Source organism: Flavobacterium sp. CYK-55 (genome assembly GCF_018413465.1).
Taxonomy (GTDB): Bacteria; Bacteroidota; Bacteroidia; order Flavobacteriales; family Flavobacteriaceae; genus Flavobacterium.
Genome location: NZ_JAHCDK010000014.1, coordinates 45,921 through 70,980, shown reverse-complemented (window position 1 = coordinate 70,980; position 25,060 = coordinate 45,921). Strand labels below are relative to the sequence as shown.

30 protein-coding genes, 1 other RNA gene and 1 pseudogene are annotated in these 25,060 nt (G+C 39.5%); 7 read left to right on the top strand and 25 right to left on the bottom strand.

Annotated elements, in window-relative coordinates; genetic code table 11:
* Positions 1–185: 185 nt before the first annotated feature.
* Positions 186–1,328 (top strand): hypothetical protein, encoded by a 1,143-nt coding sequence (locus tag KIH23_RS12895; RefSeq protein ID WP_213213911.1) that lies wholly within the window; start codon positions 186–188, stop codon positions 1,326–1,328.
* Positions 1,329–1,371: 43 nt separating this feature from the next.
* On the top strand, positions 1,372–3,864 hold the full coding sequence (locus KIH23_RS12890; protein WP_213213910.1) for an FG-GAP-like repeat-containing protein: 2,493 nt from the start codon (positions 1,372–1,374) through the stop codon (positions 3,862–3,864).
* 47 nt (positions 3,865–3,911) lie between these two features.
* Here the strand turns inward: KIH23_RS12890 and KIH23_RS12885 are convergent, their stop codons facing one another.
* From KIH23_RS12885 to KIH23_RS12775, 23 genes are all read right to left on the bottom strand, one after another.
* Positions 3,912–4,283 (bottom strand): TfoX/Sxy family protein, encoded by a 372-nt coding sequence (locus KIH23_RS12885; protein ID WP_213213909.1) that lies wholly within the window; start codon positions 4,281–4,283, stop codon positions 3,912–3,914.
* Positions 4,284–4,289: 6 nt separating this feature from the next.
* Positions 4,290–4,775 carry a hypothetical protein gene (locus KIH23_RS12880; protein ID WP_213213908.1) on the bottom strand — a complete coding sequence of 162 codons (486 nt, stop codon included), beginning with the start codon at positions 4,773–4,775 and terminating at the stop codon, positions 4,290–4,292.
* Between the two features lie 18 nt (positions 4,776–4,793).
* On the bottom strand, positions 4,794–5,504 hold the full coding sequence (locus KIH23_RS12875) for a VIT family protein (RefSeq protein ID WP_213213907.1): 711 nt from the start codon (positions 5,502–5,504) through the stop codon (positions 4,794–4,796).
* Between the two features lie 37 nt (positions 5,505–5,541).
* Complete coding sequence (locus KIH23_RS12870) at positions 5,542–6,312, bottom strand: alpha/beta fold hydrolase (protein ID WP_213213906.1); 771 nt, start codon at positions 6,310–6,312, stop codon at positions 5,542–5,544.
* 73 nt (positions 6,313–6,385) lie between these two features.
* Entirely contained in the window at positions 6,386–6,895 is a 510-nt protein-coding gene (locus tag KIH23_RS12865; protein ID WP_213213905.1) for a hypothetical protein, read from the bottom strand.
* Positions 6,896–6,960: 65 nt separating this feature from the next.
* Entirely contained in the window at positions 6,961–7,326 is a 366-nt protein-coding gene (locus KIH23_RS12860) for a hypothetical protein (protein WP_213213904.1), read from the bottom strand.
* A 5-nt stretch (positions 7,327–7,331) separates the two neighbouring features.
* The gene (locus KIH23_RS12855; RefSeq protein ID WP_213213903.1) at positions 7,332–7,850 is read right to left on the bottom strand and encodes a rhodanese-like domain-containing protein; all 519 of its coding nucleotides are present in this window, start codon (positions 7,848–7,850) and stop codon (positions 7,332–7,334) included.
* Positions 7,847–8,026: a hypothetical protein gene (locus KIH23_RS12850; RefSeq protein WP_213213902.1), complete on the bottom strand. Its 180-nt coding sequence runs from the start codon at positions 8,024–8,026 to the stop codon at positions 7,847–7,849. The genes KIH23_RS12855 and KIH23_RS12850 overlap by 4 nt, the downstream gene beginning before the upstream one ends.
* 65 nt (positions 8,027–8,091) lie before the next feature.
* Positions 8,092–8,607 (bottom strand): DinB family protein, encoded by a 516-nt coding sequence (locus KIH23_RS12845; RefSeq protein WP_213213901.1) that lies wholly within the window; start codon positions 8,605–8,607, stop codon positions 8,092–8,094.
* A 10-nt stretch (positions 8,608–8,617) separates the two neighbouring features.
* Positions 8,618–9,064 (bottom strand): GNAT family N-acetyltransferase, encoded by a 447-nt coding sequence (locus tag KIH23_RS12840; protein ID WP_213213900.1) that lies wholly within the window; start codon positions 9,062–9,064, stop codon positions 8,618–8,620.
* Between the two features lie 42 nt (positions 9,065–9,106).
* Positions 9,107–11,608 carry a M1 family aminopeptidase gene (locus KIH23_RS12835; protein ID WP_213213899.1) on the bottom strand — a complete coding sequence of 834 codons (2,502 nt, stop codon included), beginning with the start codon at positions 11,606–11,608 and terminating at the stop codon, positions 9,107–9,109.
* A 71-nt stretch (positions 11,609–11,679) separates the two neighbouring features.
* A complete protein-coding gene (locus KIH23_RS12830) occupies positions 11,680–12,606 on the bottom strand; it encodes a GlxA family transcriptional regulator (RefSeq protein WP_213213898.1) in 927 nt (308 codons plus the stop codon).
* A gap of 101 nt (positions 12,607–12,707) precedes the next feature.
* Positions 12,708–13,118 (bottom strand): SRPBCC domain-containing protein, encoded by a 411-nt coding sequence (locus tag KIH23_RS12825; protein ID WP_213213897.1) that lies wholly within the window; start codon positions 13,116–13,118, stop codon positions 12,708–12,710.
* Positions 13,115–13,492, bottom strand: coding sequence for a DoxX family protein (locus tag KIH23_RS12820; protein ID WP_213213896.1), 378 nt, complete (start codon positions 13,490–13,492; stop codon positions 13,115–13,117). Before KIH23_RS12820 ends, KIH23_RS12825 begins: the two co-directional genes overlap by 4 nt.
* A gap of 21 nt (positions 13,493–13,513) precedes the next feature.
* Entirely contained in the window at positions 13,514–14,503 is a 990-nt protein-coding gene (locus KIH23_RS12815) for an SRPBCC domain-containing protein (protein ID WP_213213895.1), read from the bottom strand.
* Positions 14,504–14,518: 15 nt separating this feature from the next.
* On the bottom strand, positions 14,519–14,950 hold the full coding sequence (locus KIH23_RS12810) for an SRPBCC domain-containing protein (protein ID WP_213213894.1): 432 nt from the start codon (positions 14,948–14,950) through the stop codon (positions 14,519–14,521).
* Positions 14,947–15,267 (bottom strand): ArsR/SmtB family transcription factor, encoded by a 321-nt coding sequence (locus tag KIH23_RS12805; protein WP_213213893.1) that lies wholly within the window; start codon positions 15,265–15,267, stop codon positions 14,947–14,949. Before KIH23_RS12805 ends, KIH23_RS12810 begins: the two co-directional genes overlap by 4 nt.
* Before the next feature lie 163 nt (positions 15,268–15,430).
* A complete protein-coding gene (locus tag KIH23_RS12800; RefSeq protein ID WP_213213892.1) occupies positions 15,431–16,111 on the bottom strand; it encodes an OmpW/AlkL family protein in 681 nt (226 codons plus the stop codon).
* An 81-nt stretch (positions 16,112–16,192) separates the two neighbouring features.
* A complete protein-coding gene (locus KIH23_RS12795) occupies positions 16,193–16,558 on the bottom strand; it encodes an iron chaperone (RefSeq protein ID WP_213213891.1) in 366 nt (121 codons plus the stop codon).
* Positions 16,555–17,226 carry a TMEM175 family protein gene (locus tag KIH23_RS12790; protein ID WP_213213890.1) on the bottom strand — a complete coding sequence of 224 codons (672 nt, stop codon included), beginning with the start codon at positions 17,224–17,226 and terminating at the stop codon, positions 16,555–16,557. The genes KIH23_RS12795 and KIH23_RS12790 overlap by 4 nt, the downstream gene beginning before the upstream one ends.
* A 10-nt stretch (positions 17,227–17,236) precedes the next feature.
* The gene (locus KIH23_RS12785) at positions 17,237–17,860 is read right to left on the bottom strand and encodes a class I SAM-dependent methyltransferase (RefSeq protein WP_213213889.1); all 624 of its coding nucleotides are present in this window, start codon (positions 17,858–17,860) and stop codon (positions 17,237–17,239) included.
* Positions 17,861–17,862: 2 nt separating this feature from the next.
* Positions 17,863–18,378, bottom strand: coding sequence for a HEAT repeat domain-containing protein (locus tag KIH23_RS12780; RefSeq protein WP_213213888.1), 516 nt, complete (start codon positions 18,376–18,378; stop codon positions 17,863–17,865).
* A gap of 6 nt (positions 18,379–18,384) precedes the next feature.
* The gene (locus KIH23_RS12775; RefSeq protein WP_213213887.1) at positions 18,385–18,549 is read right to left on the bottom strand and encodes a hypothetical protein; all 165 of its coding nucleotides are present in this window, start codon (positions 18,547–18,549) and stop codon (positions 18,385–18,387) included.
* Positions 18,550–18,770: 221 nt separating this feature from the next.
* Here KIH23_RS12775 and KIH23_RS12770 point away from each other — a divergent pair, with 221 nt between their 5' ends.
* Both KIH23_RS12770 and KIH23_RS12765 read left to right on the top strand, forming a co-directional pair.
* Positions 18,771–19,496, top strand: coding sequence for a LytTR family DNA-binding domain-containing protein (locus KIH23_RS12770; protein WP_213213886.1), 726 nt, complete (start codon positions 18,771–18,773; stop codon positions 19,494–19,496).
* A gap of 127 nt (positions 19,497–19,623) precedes the next feature.
* Positions 19,624–21,003 (top strand): S41 family peptidase, encoded by a 1,380-nt coding sequence (locus KIH23_RS12765; protein WP_213213885.1) that lies wholly within the window; start codon positions 19,624–19,626, stop codon positions 21,001–21,003.
* Positions 21,004–21,427: 424 nt separating this feature from the next.
* On the opposite strand, the gene ssrA is transcribed toward KIH23_RS12765, so the two are convergent.
* Positions 21,428–21,823, bottom strand: a transfer-messenger RNA (tmRNA) gene (ssrA, locus tag KIH23_RS12760).
* 400 nt (positions 21,824–22,223) lie between these two features.
* Between ssrA and KIH23_RS12755 the strand changes: the two genes are divergently transcribed.
* The 3 genes and pseudogenes from KIH23_RS12755 to KIH23_RS13905 form a co-directional block, all read left to right on the top strand.
* Positions 22,224–22,850 (top strand): chloramphenicol acetyltransferase, encoded by a 627-nt coding sequence (locus tag KIH23_RS12755; RefSeq protein ID WP_213213884.1) that lies wholly within the window; start codon positions 22,224–22,226, stop codon positions 22,848–22,850.
* 162 nt (positions 22,851–23,012) lie between these two features.
* The gene (locus KIH23_RS12750) at positions 23,013–23,498 is read left to right on the top strand and encodes a hypothetical protein (RefSeq protein ID WP_213213883.1); all 486 of its coding nucleotides are present in this window, start codon (positions 23,013–23,015) and stop codon (positions 23,496–23,498) included.
* Positions 23,499–23,509: 11 nt separating this feature from the next.
* Positions 23,510–23,644, top strand: a pseudogene (locus KIH23_RS13905) (T9SS type A sorting domain-containing protein); the annotation flags it as partial.
* A 781-nt stretch (positions 23,645–24,425) separates the two neighbouring features.
* Here KIH23_RS13905 and KIH23_RS12740 read toward each other — a convergent pair.
* Complete coding sequence (locus tag KIH23_RS12740; RefSeq protein ID WP_213213882.1) at positions 24,426–25,052, bottom strand: HmuY family protein; 627 nt, start codon at positions 25,050–25,052, stop codon at positions 24,426–24,428.
* Positions 25,053–25,060: the final 8 nt, after the last annotated feature.

Here is a 25,060-nt window from a genome sequence, read left to right as displayed (position 1 = left end):
TTAATTGTTTTCAAAAGTAAATAAAATGATTTTTAAAATGACTTTATAAGCAAAATAAGGCGTTCACAAACTATTAGGCGCTTTTTGTCAACTGTTTGTAGTTCAGGTGTTGACAATTTGTTGTTGTGTCAATTTGCACAGAAACTATTTTTTAATACATTTGGCTATCTGGCTGAAACAGAATTATGAAAAAAAATTGCTATCTAGTCATTTTTCTGCCAATTCTTTTCGTATTTATCATTCTTTCATGTTCCAAAAATGAAGATGATACTTACGTGTCTATTCCTGCCGTAACGGTAGATCTGACCCAGGTGCCTTACCCCAAATTGTCTGATTACAAGTTTTTTGTAGGCGAACTCAAAAACTTGAATCCGTCAGATGAACTTCTGGCTTTTCAACCTGCCAGTTCTTTGTTTTCTGATTATGCCCACAAAAAGCGTTTTGTATGGATGCCCAAAGGGTTAAAAGCTAACTTTAATTCTGACAATACTATTTTAGAGCTTCCGGTAGGTGCTGCACTGATTAAGAATTTTTATTACGAAAATGTGCAGAATGTTGCACCGGTTGGAGCAACTCGAATTATAGAGACTCGTGTGATGATTAAAAAAGCTGAGGGTTGGCTTTTTGCCGATTATGTTTGGAACGATGATCAAACCGAGGCTTATTATGATGTAGATGGAAGATTTACTGATGTTAGCTGGAAAGATGAAAACAATGTAGTAAAGTCAGCTCATTATAGAATTCCGTCGCTTTCACAATGCATTGTTTGCCATAAGGAAAAAGTTAATCCCGACACACCTCAAGAAAGTATGAAGTTTATTCCGATTGGCATTAAACCACAAAATCTCAATTGGAATTACAACTACGGAAATGTAACCAAAAACCAATTGCAAGCCTGGATTGATAAAGGTTTTCTCAATGCCAATTTTACTTTTCCTACAGTTGAAAAATCTACTATAGATTACAATGATGCTTCGCAATCTCTATTAAATAGAGCCCGATCATATTTTGATGCCAATTGCTCGCATTGTCATATGACCGCTCGTCATTGTGATTACCGACCTATGAGATTTGCTTTCTCTGAAACAGCATCATTTACAGGCTTGCGCAATATGGGTGTTTGTGTTGATACCGAAGACATGCAAGGATTTAATCCTAATCTGAATAAAATCATTAACCCACAACATCCTGAACAATCGATGCTGTTTCACCGAATTAACACCACTGATGAAACCATCAGAATGCCATTGCACGGAAGAACCATCATACACGACGAAGGCATTAATTTATTGAGAGATTGGATCAACTCGCTTGACCGATGTGAATAACTAAACAGATATATTAACCAAAACCAAAAACAAAAAAAGCAAAATGAAATTGAAAATTACTACTCAAAAAATGCTGTCCAAAGAGAGCATTTTTAAAAAAGCCGGCCTATTGCTGTTGGCTTTGTCCGGTTTTACTGCATCAGCACAAGATACTTGTGCTACCGCATTACCCATTACTGCCGGCACTACTACGGTAGCGGCTATCAACGGAGCCAACATCTCTACAACATGCTCAACCGCTTCAATGGCAGAGTGGTATGTGTACACACCAACAAGCAACTACAGTGTAACTGTTACCTCAGATTTGCCTGTTAACATTTGTAAGGATACGCATTTTATGGTCTATACCGGAAATTGTGGTGCACTCTCGTGTTACACATCAGATGATGATTCAGGAATCATTGCATGTAATACCGGTGCTGCTACTTCTTATCTTTCGGTAAAAACTTTTGAAGTTACAGCTGGTGTTACCTATTACATTGTTTGGGACAACAAATGGAGTGCTGCCGGATTTGATTTTGTGCTTTCTGAGGGGCCTATTGTTCCGAGCCCATGTTCAACAGCAACACCAGTTACAGCCGGAGTTACTACCATTGATGCAGTTAACGGAACCAACCAAAACACCACTTGTTCAACAGCAACAAAAGCTAAATGGTATGCCTATACACCAACACAAAACGTTCGTGTAACTGTTTCGTCTGATTTGCCGCAGAATCTTTGTAAAGATACATTTGTAAGTGTATACACCGGATCGTGTTCAGGTGTGTTAGCTTGTGTGGCTAGTGATGATAATTCAGGTGTTTTAGAATGTACCACCACAGTACCAACAACTTCAAATTTATCGAAGAGAACTTTTGATGCCACCCCGGGGACCACTTATTACATAGCTTGGGATAATCGTTGGAGCGAAGAAGGCTTTGATTTTGAAATTACCGAAGCCGTAATTGTTATTCCTGTGACTTATACATCGCAAACTATTCCTACTATTGGCGGAGGGTACAATGAATGTATTGTTGACATGAATGGTGATTATAAAGATGACTTGGTTGGTGTTAACGGAGCAAACTTACGCTTACATTATCAAGGAGATGCCGGTGCATTTACCGTTGCCGATTTTACTATTGCCAATCCTGGTTTTGCACCGTCATGGAGTATAGCTGCCGGTGATTACAACCGCGACGGCTTTAGTGATTTACTTTTGGGTAGCGGTAGCGGATTGACTTTTTGGCAATCTAACGGTGGAACCGGATATACCTCAGTAACTCCCGGACAATACATTTTTTGTCAAAGAACCAACTTTGTAGACATCAACAACGACGGTAATTTAGATGCTTTCTCATGTCACGACGTAAACAGAAATGTTTATTATTTGAATGATGCCAATTCAAACTTTACTTATTATCAATCAGGAGTTACCCCGGGTGCCTATAATTTAGGGTTAACACAAAGCGGTGGTAACTATGCTTCACTTTGGACAGATTATGACAATGACGGTGATGTAGATATGTTTATTTCAAAATGTTCAGGACCACCGTGTGAGTTACACAGAAATGATGGCAACGGAGTCTTTACTGATGTTTCAGCCCAAGTTGGAATCAATTTTACACCGGTACAATCTTGGTCTTCTGCTATTGCTGATTTTGACAATGACGGTGACATGGACATCATTGTTGGCTCAAATGGTTCGGTTGCTACCAGATATTTTAGAAACAACCTTGACACGACTAATGATGTTGAAGAGCCTTTTACCAATGTAACTGCAGGTTCCGGATGGGAACTCAACACATCAACCAACCGCGATTATATTGCTTATGATTTTGACAACGATGGTTGGGTTGATGTTATGGGACCAAGCGGTAAAATTATGTTCAATACCGGTAATGGAAATTTCAGTTTGGTTAATTATTCAAACGGAATCAGTGTAGGCGCTATTGGAGATTTGAACGGAGATGGCTTCTTAGATTTCTTGAACAATAATATTGTACGTTATGCCAATCCAAACGGAAACCATTGGTTTAGTGTTAGCCTAGAAGGTATTCAAAGCAACATCAACGGGATCGGTGCACGCGTTGAAATCTACGGCCCTTTCGGAAAACAAATTCGCGACATTCGCAGCGGTGAAGGTTTTGGCTACATGAGTACATTGAATGCACATTTTGGATTAGGAAGCGCTAATGATATCTATAGAATTGTCATCAAATGGCCTTCAGGTATTGAAGACACAATTATGAATCCGGGCATTGATAAAACAGTTCACGTGACCGAAGGTGAATCGCTTTTGGCCAACAATCAATTTGATGCGCAAAGCTTTGTAATTGCACCAAATCCAGCGTCTGATTTTATCTCGGTACAATTAGGCAGTGCTTTGGCTAAAGTTAAATCGGCTGAAATTTTTGACATCAGCGGTAGAATGGTCATGAGTACTTCTCTTATTTCTGAAACTATTTCTGTAAAAGAACTAGCCGCCGGAACTTATATCTTGACGCTTAAAACCATGGACGGAAAAAGCTTCACGCAAAAATTCATCAAGAAATAATCTTACTTGATATCAAAGAAAAAGCCTCGCTAAAAACGAGGCTTTTTTTATGACTTATTGTTTTTCTTTTTACTGGCTTTGGCCTGCGGATTATAATCTAAACACAGCTGCAACCAATAATGCAAGCTTTTTATAGGTGTTAAACCACCCTCGGTTACATAAATATAACCTTTCATAGCTTTTCCGGTAAATTCCATCGGAATTATATGTTCATTTTGTAAAGCATCTTGATAAGCATCTGCGCCAATACGACACATCAAATAATCTTCGCCCGTTTTTTTGTCTAAATGTGAGCCGCAACACATTTTTCCATCTACCATAAAACAAACGCCGTTGAACATATTTTGTTCGTAAAAATCAACTTCTTTTTGCTGAAAGAAATCGCGAATACGCTGAACCGTTTGCTCGTTATAGGCCATGATGAACTATTCGTTTTCTTCGTGCTCGTCGGCTTCAGCTTGAGGTGCAAACCCTGCACGGATTTCTGTATGACGAACTTCACCACCGGTGGTTCCGGTAATTCTAGCCATATAAATAGCCACTACTGATAAAACAAGTACCAAATAAATGACCCATTTGCCCCAAGTGGCCTTTTTTACTTCGGCCCAAATACCCACAATCGAAACAACGCCCAGAATATACATCAAAACGGCAAACCCTTCGGCAGCTTCTTCGTGTTCGTGTATCATAGAGTGTTCAATTCCGGCCATATGTTCAACCAATTCCTCAGCTTCTTCTCCGGTCTTCATTGACACAGCAGCAGTCAAGGCCGCTATAATGAGTAATACATAAGCTGATTTTCGAACAGCATCTGATTTAAAAATCAAACTGCAAATCAAAACAATCAAACCGGCAATCGGCAGGATGATGGGCAAGTGGTTTACGGCTAAATGCCAATGAGCTTCATTCATAATATTTGTTGATTAAGATTATACATTTACACCAAAAAAGTAGCCAACCAAGGCAGTCATTCCCATGGCAATAGTGCCCCAGAATGTGATTCTTAATACAGCTTTGTTTACATCAGAACCACCGGCTTTGGCTGCCATGGCTCCTAAAACAACCAAAAAGAAAATGGCTGATCCGTATAGGTAATATTCTAAGTGATGTTCCGGTAAAAAGAGCGTTACCAAAACCGGTAAAAATCCACCGGCTGAAAAAGCAGCTCCAGAAGCCAGCGCCGCCTGAATCGGGTTGGCTTGTGATATTTCGGTGATGCCCAATTCATCGCGAACATGCGCGCCCAGAGCATCATATTCAGTCAGTTCTTTAGCAACGGTCAAAGCAGTTTCTTTTTTGAGACCGCGTTTTTCATAAATAGCGGCTAAAAGTTGTAGTTCAACCTCGGGCATTTCTTCAAGCTCTTTCTTTTCACGTTCAATATCTGCTTTTTCAATATCCGTTTGTGAACTCACCGATACATATTCACCTGCAGCCATTGACAAGGCCCCGGCCACCAATCCGGCCACAGCTGCTAAAATTACAGGCTCGCGATGCGCTCCTGATGAAGCAACACCAATGGCAATACTGGCGGTTGATAAAATACCGTCGTTGGCCCCCAAAACAGCGGCTCTGAGCCAATTGCTTCGATGAATATAATGATTGTCTAAATAGGTTTCAAGTGATTCATTGGTTTCCATGGCGATGATTTTGCGTAAAGCATTGTAAAGATACGATTTATTCTTGCGCCGATTTTATCATTTTCAGCACAAAATCTGCCGTGAGCTCTATTACTTTTTCCGGAAATTCTTTGTGCGGATTGTGCCCTGTTTTGTGCAGCATAAGTCTTTGCGCTTTTTGAATTTGTGCCGTAATTCGGTTTACCTGATCTACAGTGCCAAACGCGTCGTCTTCACCTTGAATAATGAGCGCCGGGCATTTAATTTCGTGCAAACAATATTCAATATTCCAAACGCGAAACATTGCTGAAGTCCAAGTAAGCGTCCAAGCATCAAACAAAGCTTGAGTATTTTTGCCGTGGTATTTCTCAAGCCTTGATTTTAAATCGGTGGTTTGATATTGATGCATGACTTCGCGGATGCCATCAAGGGTCACTTCTTCTACCAAAACATGAGCGCCTTCTGTGATGATTCCGATGATGTTTTGAGGATGCCTCGCCGCAGTTAAAAGCGCAATCGATCCGCCATCGCTGTGACCAAACAAAATGGCTTGCTTGATTTGGTGTTTCTCTAAAAGTAATTGCAATAAGTCGGCTTCATGTTCCAGATAATCCAGTCCGCGCTTTTCATTGCTAAATCCGCATGATTTTCCGTAGCCTTGTCGGTCATACACCAAGTAATTGCAGCCGCAAGCCTGGGCCAATTGTTCCGGAAAATCGCGCCAAAGTTCAATACAACCCAATGAATCATGCAAGAAAATAAGTGTTGGTTTTTCAGGAAAATTGACAACGTGTTTTACGGCCAAAGAATCAATGATAGAATGGGGCATATTTTATATTTTGAATAAAAAAACCGGACATAAATTCGGTTACAATGTTATGAATTAAAATCTAAAATACGTGTTAAGATGCGCTCACCGCTGCACTTGAAATTGATTTTAGGTGATAATCAGCGCAAGCAATCATGGCAAAAAGTATGATTTCTTTAGCATCAAGTTGTTCGAATTCTTCCGAGGTTTCAATACTAAAATCATAGTGCGTTCGGTTCCATTTCATATCCGGATACAATTGACAAAGCTCATGGCGATGCTCATCTAAAAGCAAATATGAAGTCTTCCAGAAACCTTTGAGTTTAAAGTAAAAACGATAGGTTTGTTCGGGCTTGAAGATCTGAATTTCCATTGATCCGTTCCAACGCATCTTAAACTCGGCTAAGCTTCCGCCGGCATCAAAGATTTCTGTTGCATTGCCCCAAAAACTTTTGGCTTTTACTTGCCAAACGCGTCCGTCTTTATGCCTGATTTCAGATTGTTTGGCATACCATTTTGGATAAATCCACTCACCGATGATCTGGTCTTGGCGACTAATTTGGTATTGACCCAGTTGGTTTGCAGTAATTTTATAAGAGTTCATGGCCTATTATTTTGGTTGCTCATAAGTCGCTTTTGAACTTGAAATGATACAGTTAACCGCAAAATTTAATTTCGTTTTTTCCAGATCAAATAAAAAACTACCCAAAACGGAAGCACCGAAAGAATGATTTTTATTTTTAAACTCGCCAAACCAATCAGCAGCAGTATTGTCATCAAAAAGCCCAGCAAAAAAGCACCGGTTATGGTTAATCTTCTGCTGATCTTCTTCTGAAAAAAAGTAAAAATGAGCAAACATTCGCCTAGAAAAGGCAAAACGGTAAACGGATGCAGCACGCTCATCAAATTTTCGAAGGCTTTACTGACGATTTCAAATTGAGCTTCAAAAATAAACTGGTGTTGATTGGTTCCCCATTCTAAATAACCCATTTGAAAGCTCAGCAGCAGTAAAAGATTTAAAATTTTAGGTTTCATATCCTTCATTTTTTACATGAACCATTTTGCAGCTCACTCATTCCTCCGGACAAATTCAAAACCCGAACAAACCCATATTGGTTAAGTAAATACGCGGCTTGCGGACTTCTATGACTATGTGAGCAATACACCAAAATTTCGTTTTTTTGATACCGTTTAAGCTCTTTGATGCGTTTTTCTAATTCTTGAATCGGAATGTTGATGGCGTTTTTGAGCGAACCAAAATCAGGATCTGCTTTACCTTGATACTCTTTTGCAGTGCGCACATCAAGCAAAATAGTTTTGGGATGCTTAGCTATATAAGCACAAACTTTTTGGGGCGTAATGTTTTTGAATTTAATGCTAGAAGCTTTGACCAATTTCATATTACAGTCTTTACAAACACCGGGTTTGTTGTAGGTCTGATGGTCACAATCTAAACCACATGGTAGACATTGGTATAATGTTTTGGTGTTCTTTTGACCCAAACATCCAGAGCTTGACAGCAAAGTCAAACCCAATAAAAAGAAGGCAAAATGCTTCATGGCTGATTGTTGTTCTTGCGCATCGAAACCAGCTCAACCGTAAAATAAAGCAATGAAGCAATCAGAAAAAGCAAGTTAACACTGTGGGCAAATTCAGGTGCTCCTTCAGGCCAAAGTTGTCCTAAAAGAACCATGGCATTGAGTAAAATTAGCGGGTAAAGTAAAAACCGTTTCATCTTTTGTTATTTGAGTTGTACTTTCAAATGTAAAAAATAAAACGGTTTTTTGTTCGCAGATTAAATTAAATCAAGGGCAAATAACGTTCGTTGATAACGTTCATATGCCAACGATGATGACCTGCAAAAATATAGCCGATGGAACGAACAGAATATTCACCTTTGAAGCTTTGGCCGGTTTTGTCCATCATTTCTTCAGTAAAACTTTCAAATAATTGAATGGTAGATTCTCTGAGCGTGATGGCTTCTTGCAGCAAGCTTTCAAAACTTCTGCGAGATGTTTGTGCGTTTTGCCCGTAGAGTTCTTCATCAAAGGGTTTGACTTCTCTTTCTCCGCGAGCAAACGACAAGGCTCGATAGGCAAACACACGTTCGGTGTCAATTAGGTGTTGCAAGATGTCTTTGATGGTCCATTTTCCGGGAGCGTAAACTTTGTTATCTACAGATTTCCACAATTCAATAGGTGCATTTTTTAATTCGTCGAGGCTGATTTTCAAGGCTTTCAAAACCGGAACATCATCAGCTAAATTGATGTATCGGTCAAAATATTCAGGCATCGGATAAAGTTGTGATCGTGTCATATTTTAAAAATTATAGTTTTAAAAAATAAAAATTTGATTCTGATTGCAGTTCAAAACCCATGGCAAGATAAAGTTGGTTGCCAATTAAATTATCGGTGGCAGTTTCCAGTAATAAACCGCAAGCTTTTGTTTCTTTGGCCAGCTGTTGTGCGGCAAATATCAATGATTTTGACAGACCGTTTCCGCGAAACTCTTTCAGAACAAATATATCGTTGAGTAGCCACAAACGCTGCATACGAACCGATGAAAAAATTGGGTAAAGTTGTACAAATCCCACTAATTGATGCTCTGTTTTAGCCACAAATATTTCTGAATCGGAATGCTTGAATCGGGCTTCTAAAAATGCGTAAGCTTGCTTTGTATCGCTCATTTGTTGATAGAATTGCCGGTACAAATCAAATAACTCGACAATGGGTTCAAGGTCTGTAATGGTTGCTTTTCGAATCTGAAAACTCATAGGTATTCGATATTTGTTTAAGTTGGCTTTTTTAGTCAAAATTCATTTGGTATTCACTGTCCATTGTTGCTCATAATTTTCAAGAGTACTCATCATTACCGAATCAGTTTTGTACAGTTCTTTGAGTTTGTTGAAATAGTATGGAGTTTGCGCATCGGTCAAGGTCATCAGCAACATCAACTGATAAATAATATCTTGCGGCTGATCATCGTCTATAGCCCTTTGAATGTTTGCTTTGATAATTTCACCTGCTTTTTGTGTTTTATTCAAGGTTTTGAGACTTTGTACAGCAACTACCGGAAAATCCCAGCCGTTTCCCAAAAACCAACGCCGAGCATACGAATCTTTCAAAGCTGTTAAGGCGATATCTTCAGCTCTTGAATCGCCCAATTGAGTCAGCCCACTCAGCGCATGCATCAAGCTTTGGTTTTTCCAGCTTGGACGATTGGGCAAAGCCGCTAATACATCAAAGGCTTTCGGACTTTTACTTTTCCCCAATGCAATGGCGGCAGCACTCACAACACGATCGCTGTAATCTTGTAATTCATTGACATACAAATTGTCATGTTGCATGTTTCCGCTCAAACCTAAACTGGTTAGGGCAGCAGCTTTGACCCAATTTTTTTCATGTCCGATGAGTTTTACTAGAAATTCTTGTGTGTTTTCATCAGGTACAGACTCTATATTTCTGAGTTGAATTACAGCATTTAAGCGGAGTCTCCAATAAGCATCACTCAGAATCATTTTCTGATAAGCAGATTTTAGTTCTGACTTTTCTTGAGTTGTTGTTTCTTTTGTAACCGTTTTGGACAATTCGTTTAAAGCATCATTCCGAACTGCTACAGAATTACTTTTTTCCAGCGCTGACAACCATTCATTTTTAGACTTGATTTGATTGATTTGACCGATCCAAATTTTATACGGGTCAAAATTCCAGAACTCGATCGCTTTAATTTGGCTAAAAATAAAAACGCTTTCCGGTTGCGGATTCAAATGTAGCCTATGAATTTCACCATTTATCTCAATATTGACTGTGCCTTGAAAATAGATGGCGGATTGACTTTGCCTTACTCTGATTTCAAATTGTTTTTTTTGTGGAAAATAAACCGACGAAACGTCTAAATTTGGCTGCCCGATTTGGTATAACCATTGTTTAAAGAACCAACTCAAATTGCGTTTACAAACGGTGTTTACACATGTTTCAAAATCAGTTGTGGTTACGGGTTTAAAGGCGTTTTTACGGATAAAATACCGAATTGCTTTCAGAAAATTTTCTTCGCCTATTTCATCCCGGAGCATTCTTAAAACCAATGCCCCACGGTATTTTGCGTATGAATCGCTGGTAAATAATTCCGCATCTTCAACTTGATTTGGAACAATCGCGTGTTTGTTGTTGCTGTCCCAATCAGATTGAACACTACCGGTTTCCCACGGAAGATACCAAAGTAAATATTCAGCCTGACCATGTTTTTGAGCAGTGTACCAGCCTTCAAAAAATTGTGCGAAAGCTTGTGAAAGCCAAATGTCCTGTGTTTTTTTAGGTATTATAATGCTTCCAAACCACTGACTAGCCAATGCATTGAACGATACGCCATCCCACAAATATTGATAATCTTCGTGTGTGCCGGCATCGTCAATCATATTGTCTGAAATTATTCCAAAGCTGCTCGGAGCTATCTTCCCTGGGAACGGATAATTCTGAACAACCACTTGAGTGTAGGATTCAAACGGATAATCAAAACCTGTTTTTTCATTCAAAAACTGCATCATTTTTGGCAAATCAACGGTCGATGCTTTTATGGCCTCTAACTCATCCGGGTAACCATAAGTATGCAAAGGAATTCCTTTGTAGTACTGAACATAATCAACATATTCACCTACCACAATTTCGTTCAAATATGGTACATGTGGATATGACAACCGATAATGAAATGTACGTTTATGCTCATTTGTACGCACCTCAATCAATTGCCCGTTGCTGATTAGCGTAAGTTTTTCATCAACGGTGGCAATAAATTCTGATGTACTTAAATCGTGCGGGTTCAAACTGCACGGATGCCAATAAGAACTATGATTCCATTGACTTTGTGACCAAATTTGTTTTCGGTTTAGCGGATTCACGCGGGTAGGTTCAAAAAAGCGTAGTCCGCTTCCAAAACTTCCACCTAATGTATTCAAATCCGGACGGTTGATATACTGTGTTTCATAGGTGATAATCAATTCTATTAAACTGTCTTTTGAATAGGTACGGTTCAACTGAATTTGCAGAACAGACAAATCCGGCAGTATTTTATAGTTTAAATTAATACCCTCATAATTTTGCACAGAATGAACTTTTAACTGTTTTGCCGCCAAGAAAATGACTTCACTTTTTTTTGTGAATTTTAAATTCAGATAAGCTTTTCCGATTGCTTTTTGATTTGACCAGTCAAACGAAAGCTCAATCTTGGAGTGAATTACATCTATATTGTTTGAGTTGATGTTTGTAGCGAACAGCGGCCAATTCAATAGCGCCAGAAAGGATATAATAATTTTGAATTGCATAACTTTTGCGGTTGAGAACAATTCAAAATTAAATATACCAATGATGATGTGCGAGCCGATTTTAGGACATTTTAGGCCAATTTTTTCAAAAGCCTTTCTGCTTGTTTTTCGCTGGTCAAACCTACTTGAAGTGCTCGCTGTTTTTTGGATAAATCCGGACTTTTTTGTAGTTCGATGAGTTTTTCGACTCTGATTTTATTTAGGTAAGCATTAATGGTCAACCCAGTTTCTTTTTTAAAAATACGCGTTAAATTGCGTTCGCTCATTACAGCTATTTCAGCCAAAACGGATAGATTGTTTTTTTGATGGAGATTTTCAATCAGATAATCTTGAACTTTATGAATGCCTTGATGTATATGGTTTCGGTAGTTGAAATGAGCCGTAAGTTGCGCATTGTCTCCGTCGCGTCGATTGTATACAACCAATTCACGGGCTACTTTGTGTGCAAAATAACTGTCGGTGATTTGTTCTAGTAAATGTAGCATTAAATCAATACCCGAGGCAATTCCTGCGCTTGTGTGGATGGTATTTTCAGAAACAAATAGAACATTGTCTTTGACTTTTGTTTTTGGAAATTGCTGCTGCATTTTTTGTGTCAACTGAAAATGTGTCGTACACATTCGGCCATCAAGTACCCCAGAATAAGCCAAGACAAACGAACCTACACAAATGCTTACCAAATGTACTTTTTGTACAAAAGCTTGTGCAATCCATTCAAAAAGGGCAGTATTTTTTTTGAATTTAGAAGATTCTATATATCGGACACGGGCACCGGGAATAATCAAAAAGTCACCGGGAGTCAACAGAACTTCAGAAAAATGTTTGAGCTGGTGAATACCCATTCCGGCTGAGGTATTGATGCTCGATTCAAGTCCGCAATACTCCATACTAAAAGGCGCTCCAAAATCAATAGATTCAGAAATTACCTGGTCGGCACCTGCCAAATCCAGCAAATGGACTTCGGGTAAAATTAAAAAAACAAAGCGGGTAGGGCGCATGGTTTAGTTTGATGCTTTGTTCAAAGTTAGCAGTTTTATAAAATAAAAAGCCGAAGAATTAATGAATTTGTCTTCGGCTTACTATTGTTCGTTGGGTTCTTTTAGTTGGCTTCAACATAAGCTTTGAAATGATTCAAAATGGCTTGCCATCCAAATTCTTGCATTTCAAGCGGATGCTCATTTTCTGGGTCAAAAGCCACCGTAATCTTGGTTTGAGCACCTTGATTTTCCAGTTGCATATGCGCGGTTCGTCCTCCAAATTCATAAGTAAATTCATGCCCTAAAGTTATTTGCGTATACACGGCTTCAAAGTCAAAACCAAAACTTCCGTCTTTGGCTTCCATACGCGCTTTGTAGGTTCCGCCAACGCGCATATCATTCTCGGCTGATGGGCAATGCCATGAAACGTCGGCAAAATTCCAATGAACAATATGTTCGGGTTGGGTGTAATAGTTCCAAACTTTTTCTGAGTGGGCGTTGATGTTTGCGCTGACTGTTATTTTTGAATTCATAGATTAGTTTTAGCTTGTTGTAATTTGTGATGATACACATATGAAACCATCAAAACGGCCAAAACAACAAACGGAAAAAACGTTTGTCCGTTGATGCCATCTACTGCACCGTGACTGATGGCGGCAAAGATAAAGTCAAACGCAAAACCGGCATAAGCCCATTCTTTGACTCGGTTGGGAATTTGCGGAATCACCAGCGCCAATACGCCGAGCACTTTAAAAATAACCAAAGCATTCCCAAAGTATTCCGGATAACCCAAATGCCTGATGCCTTCTTTGGCCATTTCGGTTTGTGAAGTTAGCGCAGGTAAAAGTCCTTCAAATAAGGCAATCATACCGGTTGCAATCCAATAAATGATTTTGTCTTTTTTCATGATTTGTTTTTTTAGTGAAATTTAGTCGTTATGTTTATTGATAAAGTTAGCATTTTGAAAATTAATCATCCAATTGATGCCAAATTGATCGGTAAACTCGGCATAATAAGCGCCCCAAAAAATGTCTTGCAATGGCATATTCACTTGTCCGTTTGCTGATAATGCTTCATAAAGACGTTTGGCTTTATCGCGTGATTCTGGCTCAATGCAAATATGCATGTTGTTGCCGCGCGCCAGATTAAAGCCCATTTCTTTGGGTGCGTCAGTGCCCATCAAAACATGGTTTCCGGTAATGGGCAATTCAACGTGTAATACCATATTTTTGACATCATCGGCTACAGGTGGATGGTTGGCATCGGCCGGGAGTTCGCCAAATCTTTGAATGCCTTTGCCTATGAATTTGGTTTTAAACACCGATTGATAAAACAAAAACGCTTCTTCGGTTTTTCCGTCAAAATTTAGATAAGTACAAACTCTAGCTTTGTTGGTCGTTTTATTTTCATGACGCAATTTGAATTGAGATTCTATGTACTGATCTAGATTTTCCATAGCCATGGTGAATCCTTCTTTAAAACCCATTGCGATGATTTGTTCTAAATCTTCGAGTTTTTCATATTGAACGGTGATGTTGACCAAGGTTTTTTCGCCTGAATCAGTAAAGCGATTGTTCCATAACGAGCGCGGAAAATCGTTGTTGATGTTGCCTTGCTCATCACAAAAGGCATCCAAACCTGAAAAACTCTCCAGCGTGTCTATCGATTGGTAATCGGCACGACACCAATGCGCGACATTTTCAGGGCTGATCATCGCATAAAACCAATGTCCGCCAACCCTGAAATCCATAGTTTTGGTTACGGTTTTATAAGGCTTAGGTGCCCACCATTGATCGAGGATTTCGGGCGTAGTCCAAGCCGCCCATACTAAATCGCGCGGAGCGGCAAATTCGCGCTGTACGTGTACGGCTTTTTTTTCTTTATCAACGGTAAAATCAAATTTTAAAAGGCTGTTCATATAGTTTGTTTTAAATTAGTTTTTTTCTAAAAAATCTTTAAGCGAAGTGTTGATGATGTGATTCCATCCGGCTTCGAAGTTATGTATGGCAAAATCAGGAATCAGCGGGAAGGTTTCAAACCCGACGTGCGTTAAGGTTAATTGCGTTTTTCCGTTGAGGTCAAACAGTTCAAAAGTTACATAGGTAATTCCGTCGTAGCCATCGTATCGCCAACTGTAGGTGAGTTTCTGTTCTGGTATCACTTCAGTAATTTCACACAGATGTTTGTATTGCACGCCGTCTTCAGGGCCGCCCATAAATTCAAAGCTAAAACCTAGTTCTGGCTTAAACTCAGCTAAGTCAAAATACCATTGCTTCATGAGTTCTTTCTGGGTAATAGCTTGCCAAACCATCTTTGGGTCAGCATCAAAAACACGTGCTACAATCACTTTTTTGGGTGCACTCATATTTGTTTGTTTTTTAAGTTGATCAATACTTGGTCTAAGGCGTCAAAACGAGTTTCCCAAACTTTGCGGAATTGTTCCAGCCAAACATCAATTTCTTTCATTTTGTCAATGTGTAGTTGATAGTAAATTTCTCTGCCTTGGTTGTTGGCCGATATGAGTTCGCATTCAGTCAAGATGCGCAAATGCTTTGAAACCGCTTGCCTTGTGGTGTTGAAATGCTCTGCTAAAGCATTAGGTGTCATGGCTTGTGTGGCAATCAAGGTGATGATGGCGCGTCGGGTAGGGTCGGCAATGGCTTGAAAAATATCTCGTCTCATAAAATTTAAATAAGAAACTAATTGGTTGCAAATATATATGCAACTTTTTAGTTGCGCAAATAATTACATAAAAAAAATCAACTGATGAGTACAAATCAGTTGAGGACAAAAAAAAGCCGCTGCATACACAACGGCTTCTTCAATACTAACCACTAAAAAAACATTAAAATTTCATTCCAACACCAAAACCAACCAGCCATGGATTCAAATCTACATCTGCTGGAATTTCTAAACCGGCAGCTAAATTAGAAGCGTCAACTTTAACTTTGGTATTGAGAATGAGTTTCTTACAATCTATGTTGATGAAATATTTGTCATTTACCATTAAGTCAAAACCACCCTGAAAAGCATAACCAAAAGCGTTGTCGTATTTGATTCCTTTAACCACTTTTCCTTCGTCGGCATTATAAAAAATAGTATAGTTAACACCGGCGCCTACATAGGGTCTGAACACGTCGGCTATGATGAAGTGATATTGTGCGGTCAAGGTTGGCGGCAATAAATATACGCTTCCTAAATCAACGTCATAACTCGTTGGGCCACCCACAGCAGAGATATCTGAACCTACGGTATGCACTTCGTGCTTGGTGGTTCCTAAAATAAGTTCGGCCGATACATTTTTGGTAAAGAAATAGGTAAAGTCAAGTTCTGGAATAAAAGTAGTTGATACACTAGCGTCACCACCAATAATATCAATTTTAGCGCTTTCATCTGGGGCAACCCATACTCCGCGCAAACGAACTTGCCATTTTTTAAAGTCGGCTGATTTTTGTGTTTCTTGTGCATTTACTGAACTGATGCTGAACAGACCCAAAGCCATCACAGCTAGAAATATTCTTTTCATTGGTTGAAGAGTTTTTAAATTACACACCAAAATTAGCGGGTAGTTTTAGCTCAAAACCTGATGTAAATCATATTTTAAAAACTATTTTCTGCTGTTATATTTTGTCTGGTTTTCATCCACTCGAAACAAAATGATTTTTTCAATCAACCCAAGCGGTAGCGGTTCATTATTCGGGAACTGCACCGAACCTTTTCCTTGTTTGTATACAGACAAAGCTTCTTTAAATTGTTCATGCCCTGAAGGGGTGGCATATAAGCCAATGTGACGCTCATATCCGGCAAAGTAAATGAGTGGTTTGCCCAAAGTTTTATAAGCAGGCATTCCATAAGATATGCTTTCGGTGGCCTCAGGAGCTATTTTTAAAACCAATGTGCGCAAAGTCAACAATCGGCTTTGTATGGCCGGTGCAAAAGTGCTGATATAGGCTTGAACGGTAGTTGGTTTCATCCTTTTTTTAATTTGCGGTTCATCAACCGATATACAATAGCTACCGGAACCACCCACAGCGGAACCATTGAGCGAACCTCAGGGTCATCACTAGCTAAATAAGTCAAAGTACTTGCCACAAACGCAACCAAAAAACCAATCACAAGTATGCGTTTGCGCTTGAGTTCATTCAAATGTTCTGGCTCAATATTACCGATGCGAATCGCGGGCGTATTGATGATGTAATGCTGCAAAAGATATTGCGCTATAATACACAAGATAATGGTGCCCATATAAATAAAATAGGCTAGTGAAGCATTGTGACTGCGCGTAATGACCGACGCGCTAAACGGAAACAACCCCACAAAAAACAACAAAATCAAATTGCGCACCACCAAGCCTTGGTTGTAGTCTTTGATCAAACTAAAGGTTTTGAGGTGCTGATACCAAATACTGCCGATAAAAAAGAAGCTCACCATATACGACAGCAGTACCGGGAACAAATTCTTGAGTTCGTGCAAAAGCACTTCTTGATTGAGTTCTTCTTTGATTTCAGGAATTCTGATTTCAATAGCCATGAGCGTAATAACGATGGCAAAAACCGCATCGCTAAACAAAATCATACGCTCTATTTGAAATTCTTTTTTGATTTCAGATTCGGAAACAAATTCTGAGTTATGCTCTTTCATGGTGTATGTTTTATTTGGTTTTCTGAAAAATACCAAAAATAAAATTCTGTATTGTGTCAAAAGGCGTTGGGTGATCTACAGTAAAGCAATTGATTTTTTTAAAGTATTTTCCAAACGTTGCACTCAGTTGCATTTCAGAATATTGCTGTATCGGAATGCCACTGCACTTCAACGGGCCGTTTTCAGAAAAAGTGCCCACGGTCAAATAGCCACCAAGGTTAAGCGCTTGATGTGCTGTTTTTAGGTATTGTTCAATTTCATGAGCTTGAGTCAAAAAATGAAAAGCCGCTCGATCGTGCCAGTAGTCATAAGTTTTGGTAGGGATAAATTCCGATGCATCGGCACAAATCCACTCAACTTTGGTTGCTTGGTCACCGAGTCTTGTTTGTGCCCGTTTCAAAGCAGCTTCTGAAATATCTAAAACGCTTACATCTGTATACCCTTTTTGGAGCAATTCATCCACCAAAAAGCTATCGCCGCCGCCTATATCAATAATCGAAGCATCAATTGAAATGTTTAAATCAGCCATGATTTGCAGCGAAGTTTCAGGCACGGGCTGATACCAACTTACTTCTTGCAGGCTTTTGGTTTGGTAAATGTTATCCCAGTGGTTTTTGCGGTTAAAGTCTTCCATAATTATTTGATTTTTTTTAAAGCGGCTTGATATATTTTTTTGATAGAATTTTTCTCTTCGCGTTCGATGATGTTTTCAAGGGTCGGAACCAAATCTTTGTTGATGGGCAATTTGAGTTTGACAATTTCGCCCAGAGCAAAAGCCGCAGCCCAACGCACCACTGTTCCGGAATGTTCGGTATTGATAAGCAAACCGCTGATGGCCGGTTCTAAATCATCCTGAAAATAAGGAGCAATGTTGCCAATCACTTTGGCCGATTCCCATTGAACGCGTGGCGCTTTGTGGCCTAAATGCTCGGTAGCAAAATCCAAACAAGCGCGCGTGGCCAAACTCGAATTGAGCCTGGTAGCATATTCAAAAGCCTCCATACAAGTGCCCCGGTCAGCATCTTTGGTGTTTTGCGCAAAAGCAATGACCGCTTGGGTTGAGATGGTTTCGTCTAAAAGCAAGGCACTGAGTTTTTCAGTTTTACCTTTGGCGTTTAAAGTTTTGTCTTCAAATAATTCGGTAAGTGTCATATCATCTTATGAAGCCCAAAGCCAACTGTATAAAACCACCCAAATAACAATAAAAAAAATGCCGGTATACAGGTCATTTTTGTTGGCTTTTAAATCTTTGCGAACAATCAGTCGGTAAACCAACCATCCCAAAAACAACAGCGCAAAAACAAAAGGCAAGAAGATTCTCATGAGTTTTTTTTTAATGGTACACTAAGGTCTGAAAAAAAATTGAGCCTGCATCAAAAATATAACCTGAAATCAAGCCCACGATATTATTTTTAAATTCAAATAAAAAATCAGAATATTGCTACAACACAATTTTATCTCTACAACCCTTGAATTCTTTCAAAAGACAAATACATTTTTTATCCTCGACAAAGCGAAAAGTTGGGGTAGGTTTTATTTTGAGCATGTATTTAAACTTTATTGTCATTGTGCTCGAGCCTTTTGATACGAGTCAATTTCAAGCCGAATACAAAACCCTTTTGCTGTCGGGTTACGGTTTTCTGGCAGGCTTCATATTTATCATCTACAGTCAGTTTGAACAAATTCAATACCTCAGAAAAAAAAGATTTTGGCGGGTTCAAGATGAAATAATTTCAGTACTGCACTTTTGCTTTTGGGTGGGCTCACTATCGTATTTATACAATATCTATGTTGTTAATGTAGGTTTGAGTGTTTCGTTCGGTAGCTACAGACGTTTTCTGTTTATTACTACTGCCGGAATGATGCCCGTTTTTGTACCACTCATGGTATATCTTAGACAAAGACTTGGTGAGCGAATCACGCCGCCACCGGTGAATTCATATACGCTTGTGGGCGAGAACAAGAATGAAATGCTCCACCTTCAAAAAGACGATCTACTATTTGTTAAAGCGGTCGAGAATTATATTGAAGTTTGTTATGTTGATGCGCACCAAAAAATTACTTCTAAAACCTTCCGGCAAACGCTCTCTAATGTATGGCAGCAATTGCCTTTTTTAGCACAATGCCATCGTTCTTATTTGGTCAATCTGAGCAGCGTTCAAGAAATTGCGGGCAATTCACAAGGTGCCAAAATCATTTTTAAGGCAGTCGATAAAGAAATCCCACTGTCAAAAACCTACTACAAGCGCATCAAAGATTTGGGTTTTTAGCCCTAGAGTAAAAACACCCGTCAAATTTGCCTAAACGTTGGTCAAAAAAACTATCGTTTCATCACATTTCCTGCATTGATAAAGGATTTCGTTCTTACTTTGGGGTTCAATTTAATTCCTTAAACTTATGTTGCGTTTTCTAAAAACCCTGCCTGCTGTACTCGCTTTTTTACTGCTTTTTATTTGTAATCATTCATGGGCACAAACCCATTATAAAAGCGAAATTGATTTTGGCAACGGCATGATCATCTCTACTTTTTTAGATATAAAGATGGCCAACGGACAATTCAAAATTACTTCACCCAAAAATGCCGATCTGCGCATGATGGGCGGCAAGGCAAGATTGGGTAGAATCATGGGCAAATCACCCAAAAAAGGAATCATTTTTACCATCAAAGGAAGCGCGAAAAAGGACAGTTTGTTTGGAGATGCCAAAATTCCGATGGTGGGCAAATTAAAGTTCAAAGGAATCGTTCGCCAAGAAATGTTGAGCGGTGAATTCATCAATACCGACGGAATCTCTATCGGAACTTTAAGCGGTCTATCGTCAGCCGAAGATAAAATTGATTACCGCTGGCTTTATCCGCAAATGCTCAAAGTGATACAAGACAATATTTATTCAAAAGACGCACTGCAAACCCAAGCATGGAAAAAATTCGAAAAAGATATGGAACAGCTTTGTCAAGAGGCACATGACGATATCGAAATGTTTATTGGTTTTAATATGCTGGCTCAAAAGCTCCCGTTTAGTCATTTAACGCTGGCTATTCAGCAAAATCTGCCCGAAGAAAAGCCTTCTGAACATCAAGAGCCAGAGCAGAACAATCCCTCTAAAAACGTTATTTTTGAAAAGAAGAACAGCACCACGGCCTATCTGCAAATCAAGAACTTCAGCAATACCACCGATGAACTCAACCAAATTTTGCCCACCATCGTAGCCAATCCGGCCTACAAAAACCTGATCATTGATTTGCGCAACAATGGCGGCGGCGGTATCAGCGCAGCTTTTGCTTTTGCTCAATACATTGTTACCGATGATTTAGAAGTGGGTTATTTTCCGACCAACAAACTCAAGTATTCGGGTTTTCAACGCGAACTGTTCAACCAATTACCCGAGCTGCAACCCAAAAACACCGAGGAATTTGGCAATGAATTAAAGACTACGCCGGGCGTGAAACTCATCTTTAAAAAACCAACTCATCCTGTATTTACAGGAAATTTATACGTCTTAACCAATGGACACACCGCAAGCACCTGCGAGCCGATTGTGTATGCGCTCAAAAGCCGCAAAAAAGCCACCATCGTTGGGGCTAAAACCTATGGCGGTATGTTGGCTGCATCTCCTTTTGTAGTTTCAGGTAAATACATGCTCTTGTTGCCCATTGGTGATTTTTACACCCATGATGGTGTGCGTTTAGATCGCGTTGGTGTAGTTCCGGATGTTGTGGTGGATGCTGAGGAAGCTTTGGATAAAGCGCTTGAATTGATTAATGCAAAACAACCGTAGAGCGTTGGGAGCGTAGTTGCGTTTAGCTTTTGAAAGCTGCTGCTGTAAATGCCATTGGGAGGGTTTTGTGAAGGCGGGTGAATATAATAAAATCTATTGAAGTAGGCAGGAGAGTAGCTTCGCTCAGCTCCTGAACGCTGCTGCTATAAATGGTGAATGATGTGGAGTTGGGGAGCGTAGCTGCGCTCGTCTCCTGAACTCCGTTCCTGCAAATGCAATGGGTGGGTTTTGCTAAGGCTGGCGTCTATAAACGAAAAAATCCATTCAAGTGAACAGGAGAGTAGCTGCGCTCGTCTCCTGAACTCCGTTCCTGCAAATGCAATGGGCCGGCTTTTGGCAAAGCCGAGCGTCTGTAAACGAAAAAATCCATTCAAGTGAACTTGATGGATTTTTTCTTTTTACATCCGCAATCCCATTGCGCTTGGTGTGGAGTCGGGGAGAGTCGAACTCCCGTCCAAACAAGCAACCAAAGAGCTTTCTACACGTTTATTCCCTGTTTAGGTTTTCGACGTTGGGCTAGGACAGGAACAACCACCCAACGCTTATCTTCTTGAGTTTTCGTCACCACGTCGAAGCTACATGATGCTTAGGTTCAAATTTACGATTTACCTGAACCGACCGCCAAGAACCAGGGCTTTCGAGGTAAATCCTGCTTTCCTACCTGGTAGGACGAGGCTCATCTTACTATAATTCAGATTAAGCAGCAAGAGCGTAGTTTCCTTCGCCGTGTAAAGTTTTGAGACATAGATTTACGAGATTTGCCTCCGTGCTCGACGTGCTTACTGTTCAATTGACCTTGCTGTCAAAACCAGTCGACCCCAGTTTTTTTAATTACGAATTACGAATTACGAATTGCGAATTACGAATTGCGAATTGCGAATTACGAATTACGAATTACGAATTACGAATTACGAATTACGAATTACGAATTACGAAATTATTACAATTGAGGCGCAAATATAATGCATAAATTAAGTTTTGGTTGTTAATGTGGTTTTAATTTTTTAGTAGCTGAGACTCTGAGTGCCTGAGCAGCTGCGCTCCACCAATGCAGTGTTGTTATCAAGTGGTTTACCGGGTTGCTATACACTGCTTTTAAATAGAGGTATAACTGTCAACCTTCCATCAGAAATTTTATATTAATGTTTCTACACTTCTTAAATGTGGGTAGATTTGTGTTTTGGATACCGAGTTCACGAATCGTAACAACAAAAACTCAAATGAAATTAATCCATACTGAAAATTGGAACAGAAAGGAGCATTATGATTTCTTCTCAAAAATGGCCAATCCATATTTTGGGATTGTCACTGAAGTTGATTGTACAAAAGCATACAGCAAAGCAAAAGAAAATGCATATTCTTTTTTTGCCTATTACCTTCATAAATCTATGATGGCTGTTAATTCGGTAACAGAATTGCGGTATAGAATTGTGCATCAGAATATTGTTGAGTTTCCGGTGGTTAATGCGGGCGCTACCATAGCCAGAAAAGATGGAACATTTGGTTTTATCTTTGTAAACTTCACAGAAGATTTTTTCAAGTTTAATGAGCAATTGCAAGACGAAATTAAAAGCGTTCACAATTCAACGGGGCTGAGGTTAAATGATGATGATGTCAAAAAAGATTTAATACGACATTCAACCATTCCATGGACGTCATTTACCGGCTTGTTGCACCCAACAAACTTTGACCCAACCGAATCAGTCCCTAAAATCACCTTCGGAAAGTTTAATATTCGCGACCAGAAAAAATATTTACCGGTGTCTATTGAAGCGCACCATGGCTTGGTAGACGGATTTCACTTAGCCCAATATTTAGAAGAATTTCAAAGACAGCTCAATCAGTAATGAGAACCATCGCCAACCAGGGTCATGCTGAGGGCTTCAATTTGTTGGCTTTTAGACTGTTTTTGCAAACAAAACTCTATCTTAGCGAAGTTCGCTCTTCTGTCATGTGCAATGTTGCGCAGACTGTTAAGGGTACAAAACACAACCACAAAATCTAAATGTATGTATACAAAATCAATTTTAATCATGGCCGTTTGGGTTGTTTGCACTTCATTTAAATGGTCACAAAACCAACTTGAAACGGGTTGGTATTTTATAACGCCAAACAGCCCCACCACAATTACCTTTGAAGATCTGGATTCACATGAAAATTATACGGTTGAACGCGTTCCCATCATCAGTATCAGTGACATCAAAAGCGTAAAACTCACCGAAGAAAAAATACCGGGCCTTCCCAAAATGGCAAAATTAAACATCCATCTCACAAAACCAGGACGTAAAAAATGGAATGCAGCCCTACGAGAAATGTCCAACAAAGGCATATCGGCAGTATTTGTATTTGAAAATGTTGTTTATTGCCAACAAACAGTCATCGGCAAAGTTAGTTCAAATGTTAGTGCATCCATTGTAGACCATGATTTGAATGCTCCTAAACTTAAAATTATCTGCGCATCTATATCAAAAGCTTTGACTCTTAACGGCCGCTAACCGATGTACTCGGAAAAGTAATTTTCAGCCAAAATCTAAACCAGCCCCAAACGGTCATAGATATGGAACAGTTGTCAAGAGGTTTTTATTTTCTTAAAATAAAAAGTAGCGGCTCCGAAAAAACCATCAAAATCATCAAAGAATAGAGTTGTAATAGCTTGCTATCAACAGCCGCATTTCTAAATTAATACAACCCCCACATTTGTATTATTCACCAACTACAACCGTAACCACTTTGGGCGCTCGGCTTCATGGGTTGGCTCAATCTTGACTATGCTGTTCATATTTCCGCAAGAATTAACCCCAAAAAGATGATTGAGTAGGGGTTTTAAGGCAGTTTCAAGGCAGTCTTAAGGCAGTAAGGCAGCTCTGAGCCCAGTAAAAACGTTGTTTTTTGCCCTTTGAGTGCTACAAAGGTGCCTTAAGAGTGCCTTAACGCTCAGAGCCTTTTGTGTGATTGAGACTCCAAAAAAGTTTAGAAAGTTGAGCAAGTTGAACAGGTTTAGAGCAAATATTTGAGCAACTGAAAATTCACAATCAGTTTACAAGGATGAAAAAGTCTAAGAAGTTTCGTTGAAAAAGACCTATATCAGAACGCATTACCCAAATAAATTCCTATTGTTCTATTGCCCAGCGGTCTGTAGCATAGGGTGTCCATAGGTCTAGCCGTGTCTCTAGCGCAGCTTATCCCGGGTCACAGCCGGGTCTATTCATCATCTATAAAATTATACCGATGACTTTAATATTTCTGTGAAAAATCTGCTCTTTAGGGTAAAGTTTAGTACAAGTTAGTGTATAGATTGTGTAGTTTATTGGCTGAAGTTACTGACAAAGTTCGAATCAAAAAAAACAGACCCATCCGTTGATCAGATGAGCCTGTTTCAAACATCCCCAATGATTAATTTTTTGCGCGGCCGTTGGGTTTAATTAAAAGCCATTCCCGTTGGGCTGATAAACATATTTAAAGGTGTAGTATCTAGATAATGATGTAGTGTCAGGGTTGGCTGGAGCATCTTTGTAATAACTGATGATTTCCATTTTAGCGTATTTGCCATCATGTGTTTTGATCACAAATATTTTTCCCGCTATGGGTGTGATTAAGTTGTTGGTACTGTTGTAATTGTACCAACCATTGCCGCTTCCGGTAGGGATGGCATATGAGCCGGCTCCGTCTTGATTAAAGCTTGATTCGCTCGGTAGGGTGGTTACTGCGCTTAAAGTGTTTGAAACAATGCTTATTGATCCGCTGCCAGTGCGGGTTGGCTCATCTGTGATGCCAATTTCAGAACCTCCGTTGACCAAAAGGGTAGTTCCTCTAAAGGCAATATCCCATGTGTCATCTGTGACGGTGGTGTTTTGTGAAAAACTAAATTTTGTAAAGGCTCCTCCAACGGGTTGCCCTTGACCACCGGTTTGTGGGGCATAAAGGTTTGAAAATGTTTTTGTTTCTAAAGTTGCTTTGGTTGTGGTATCGTTGTTGTCGTTTGAACAAGCTGATAACAAGCCAATCGCTATAATTGCTATAGCCGATTTTAAAATGTTTGATGTACGCATAATGATAA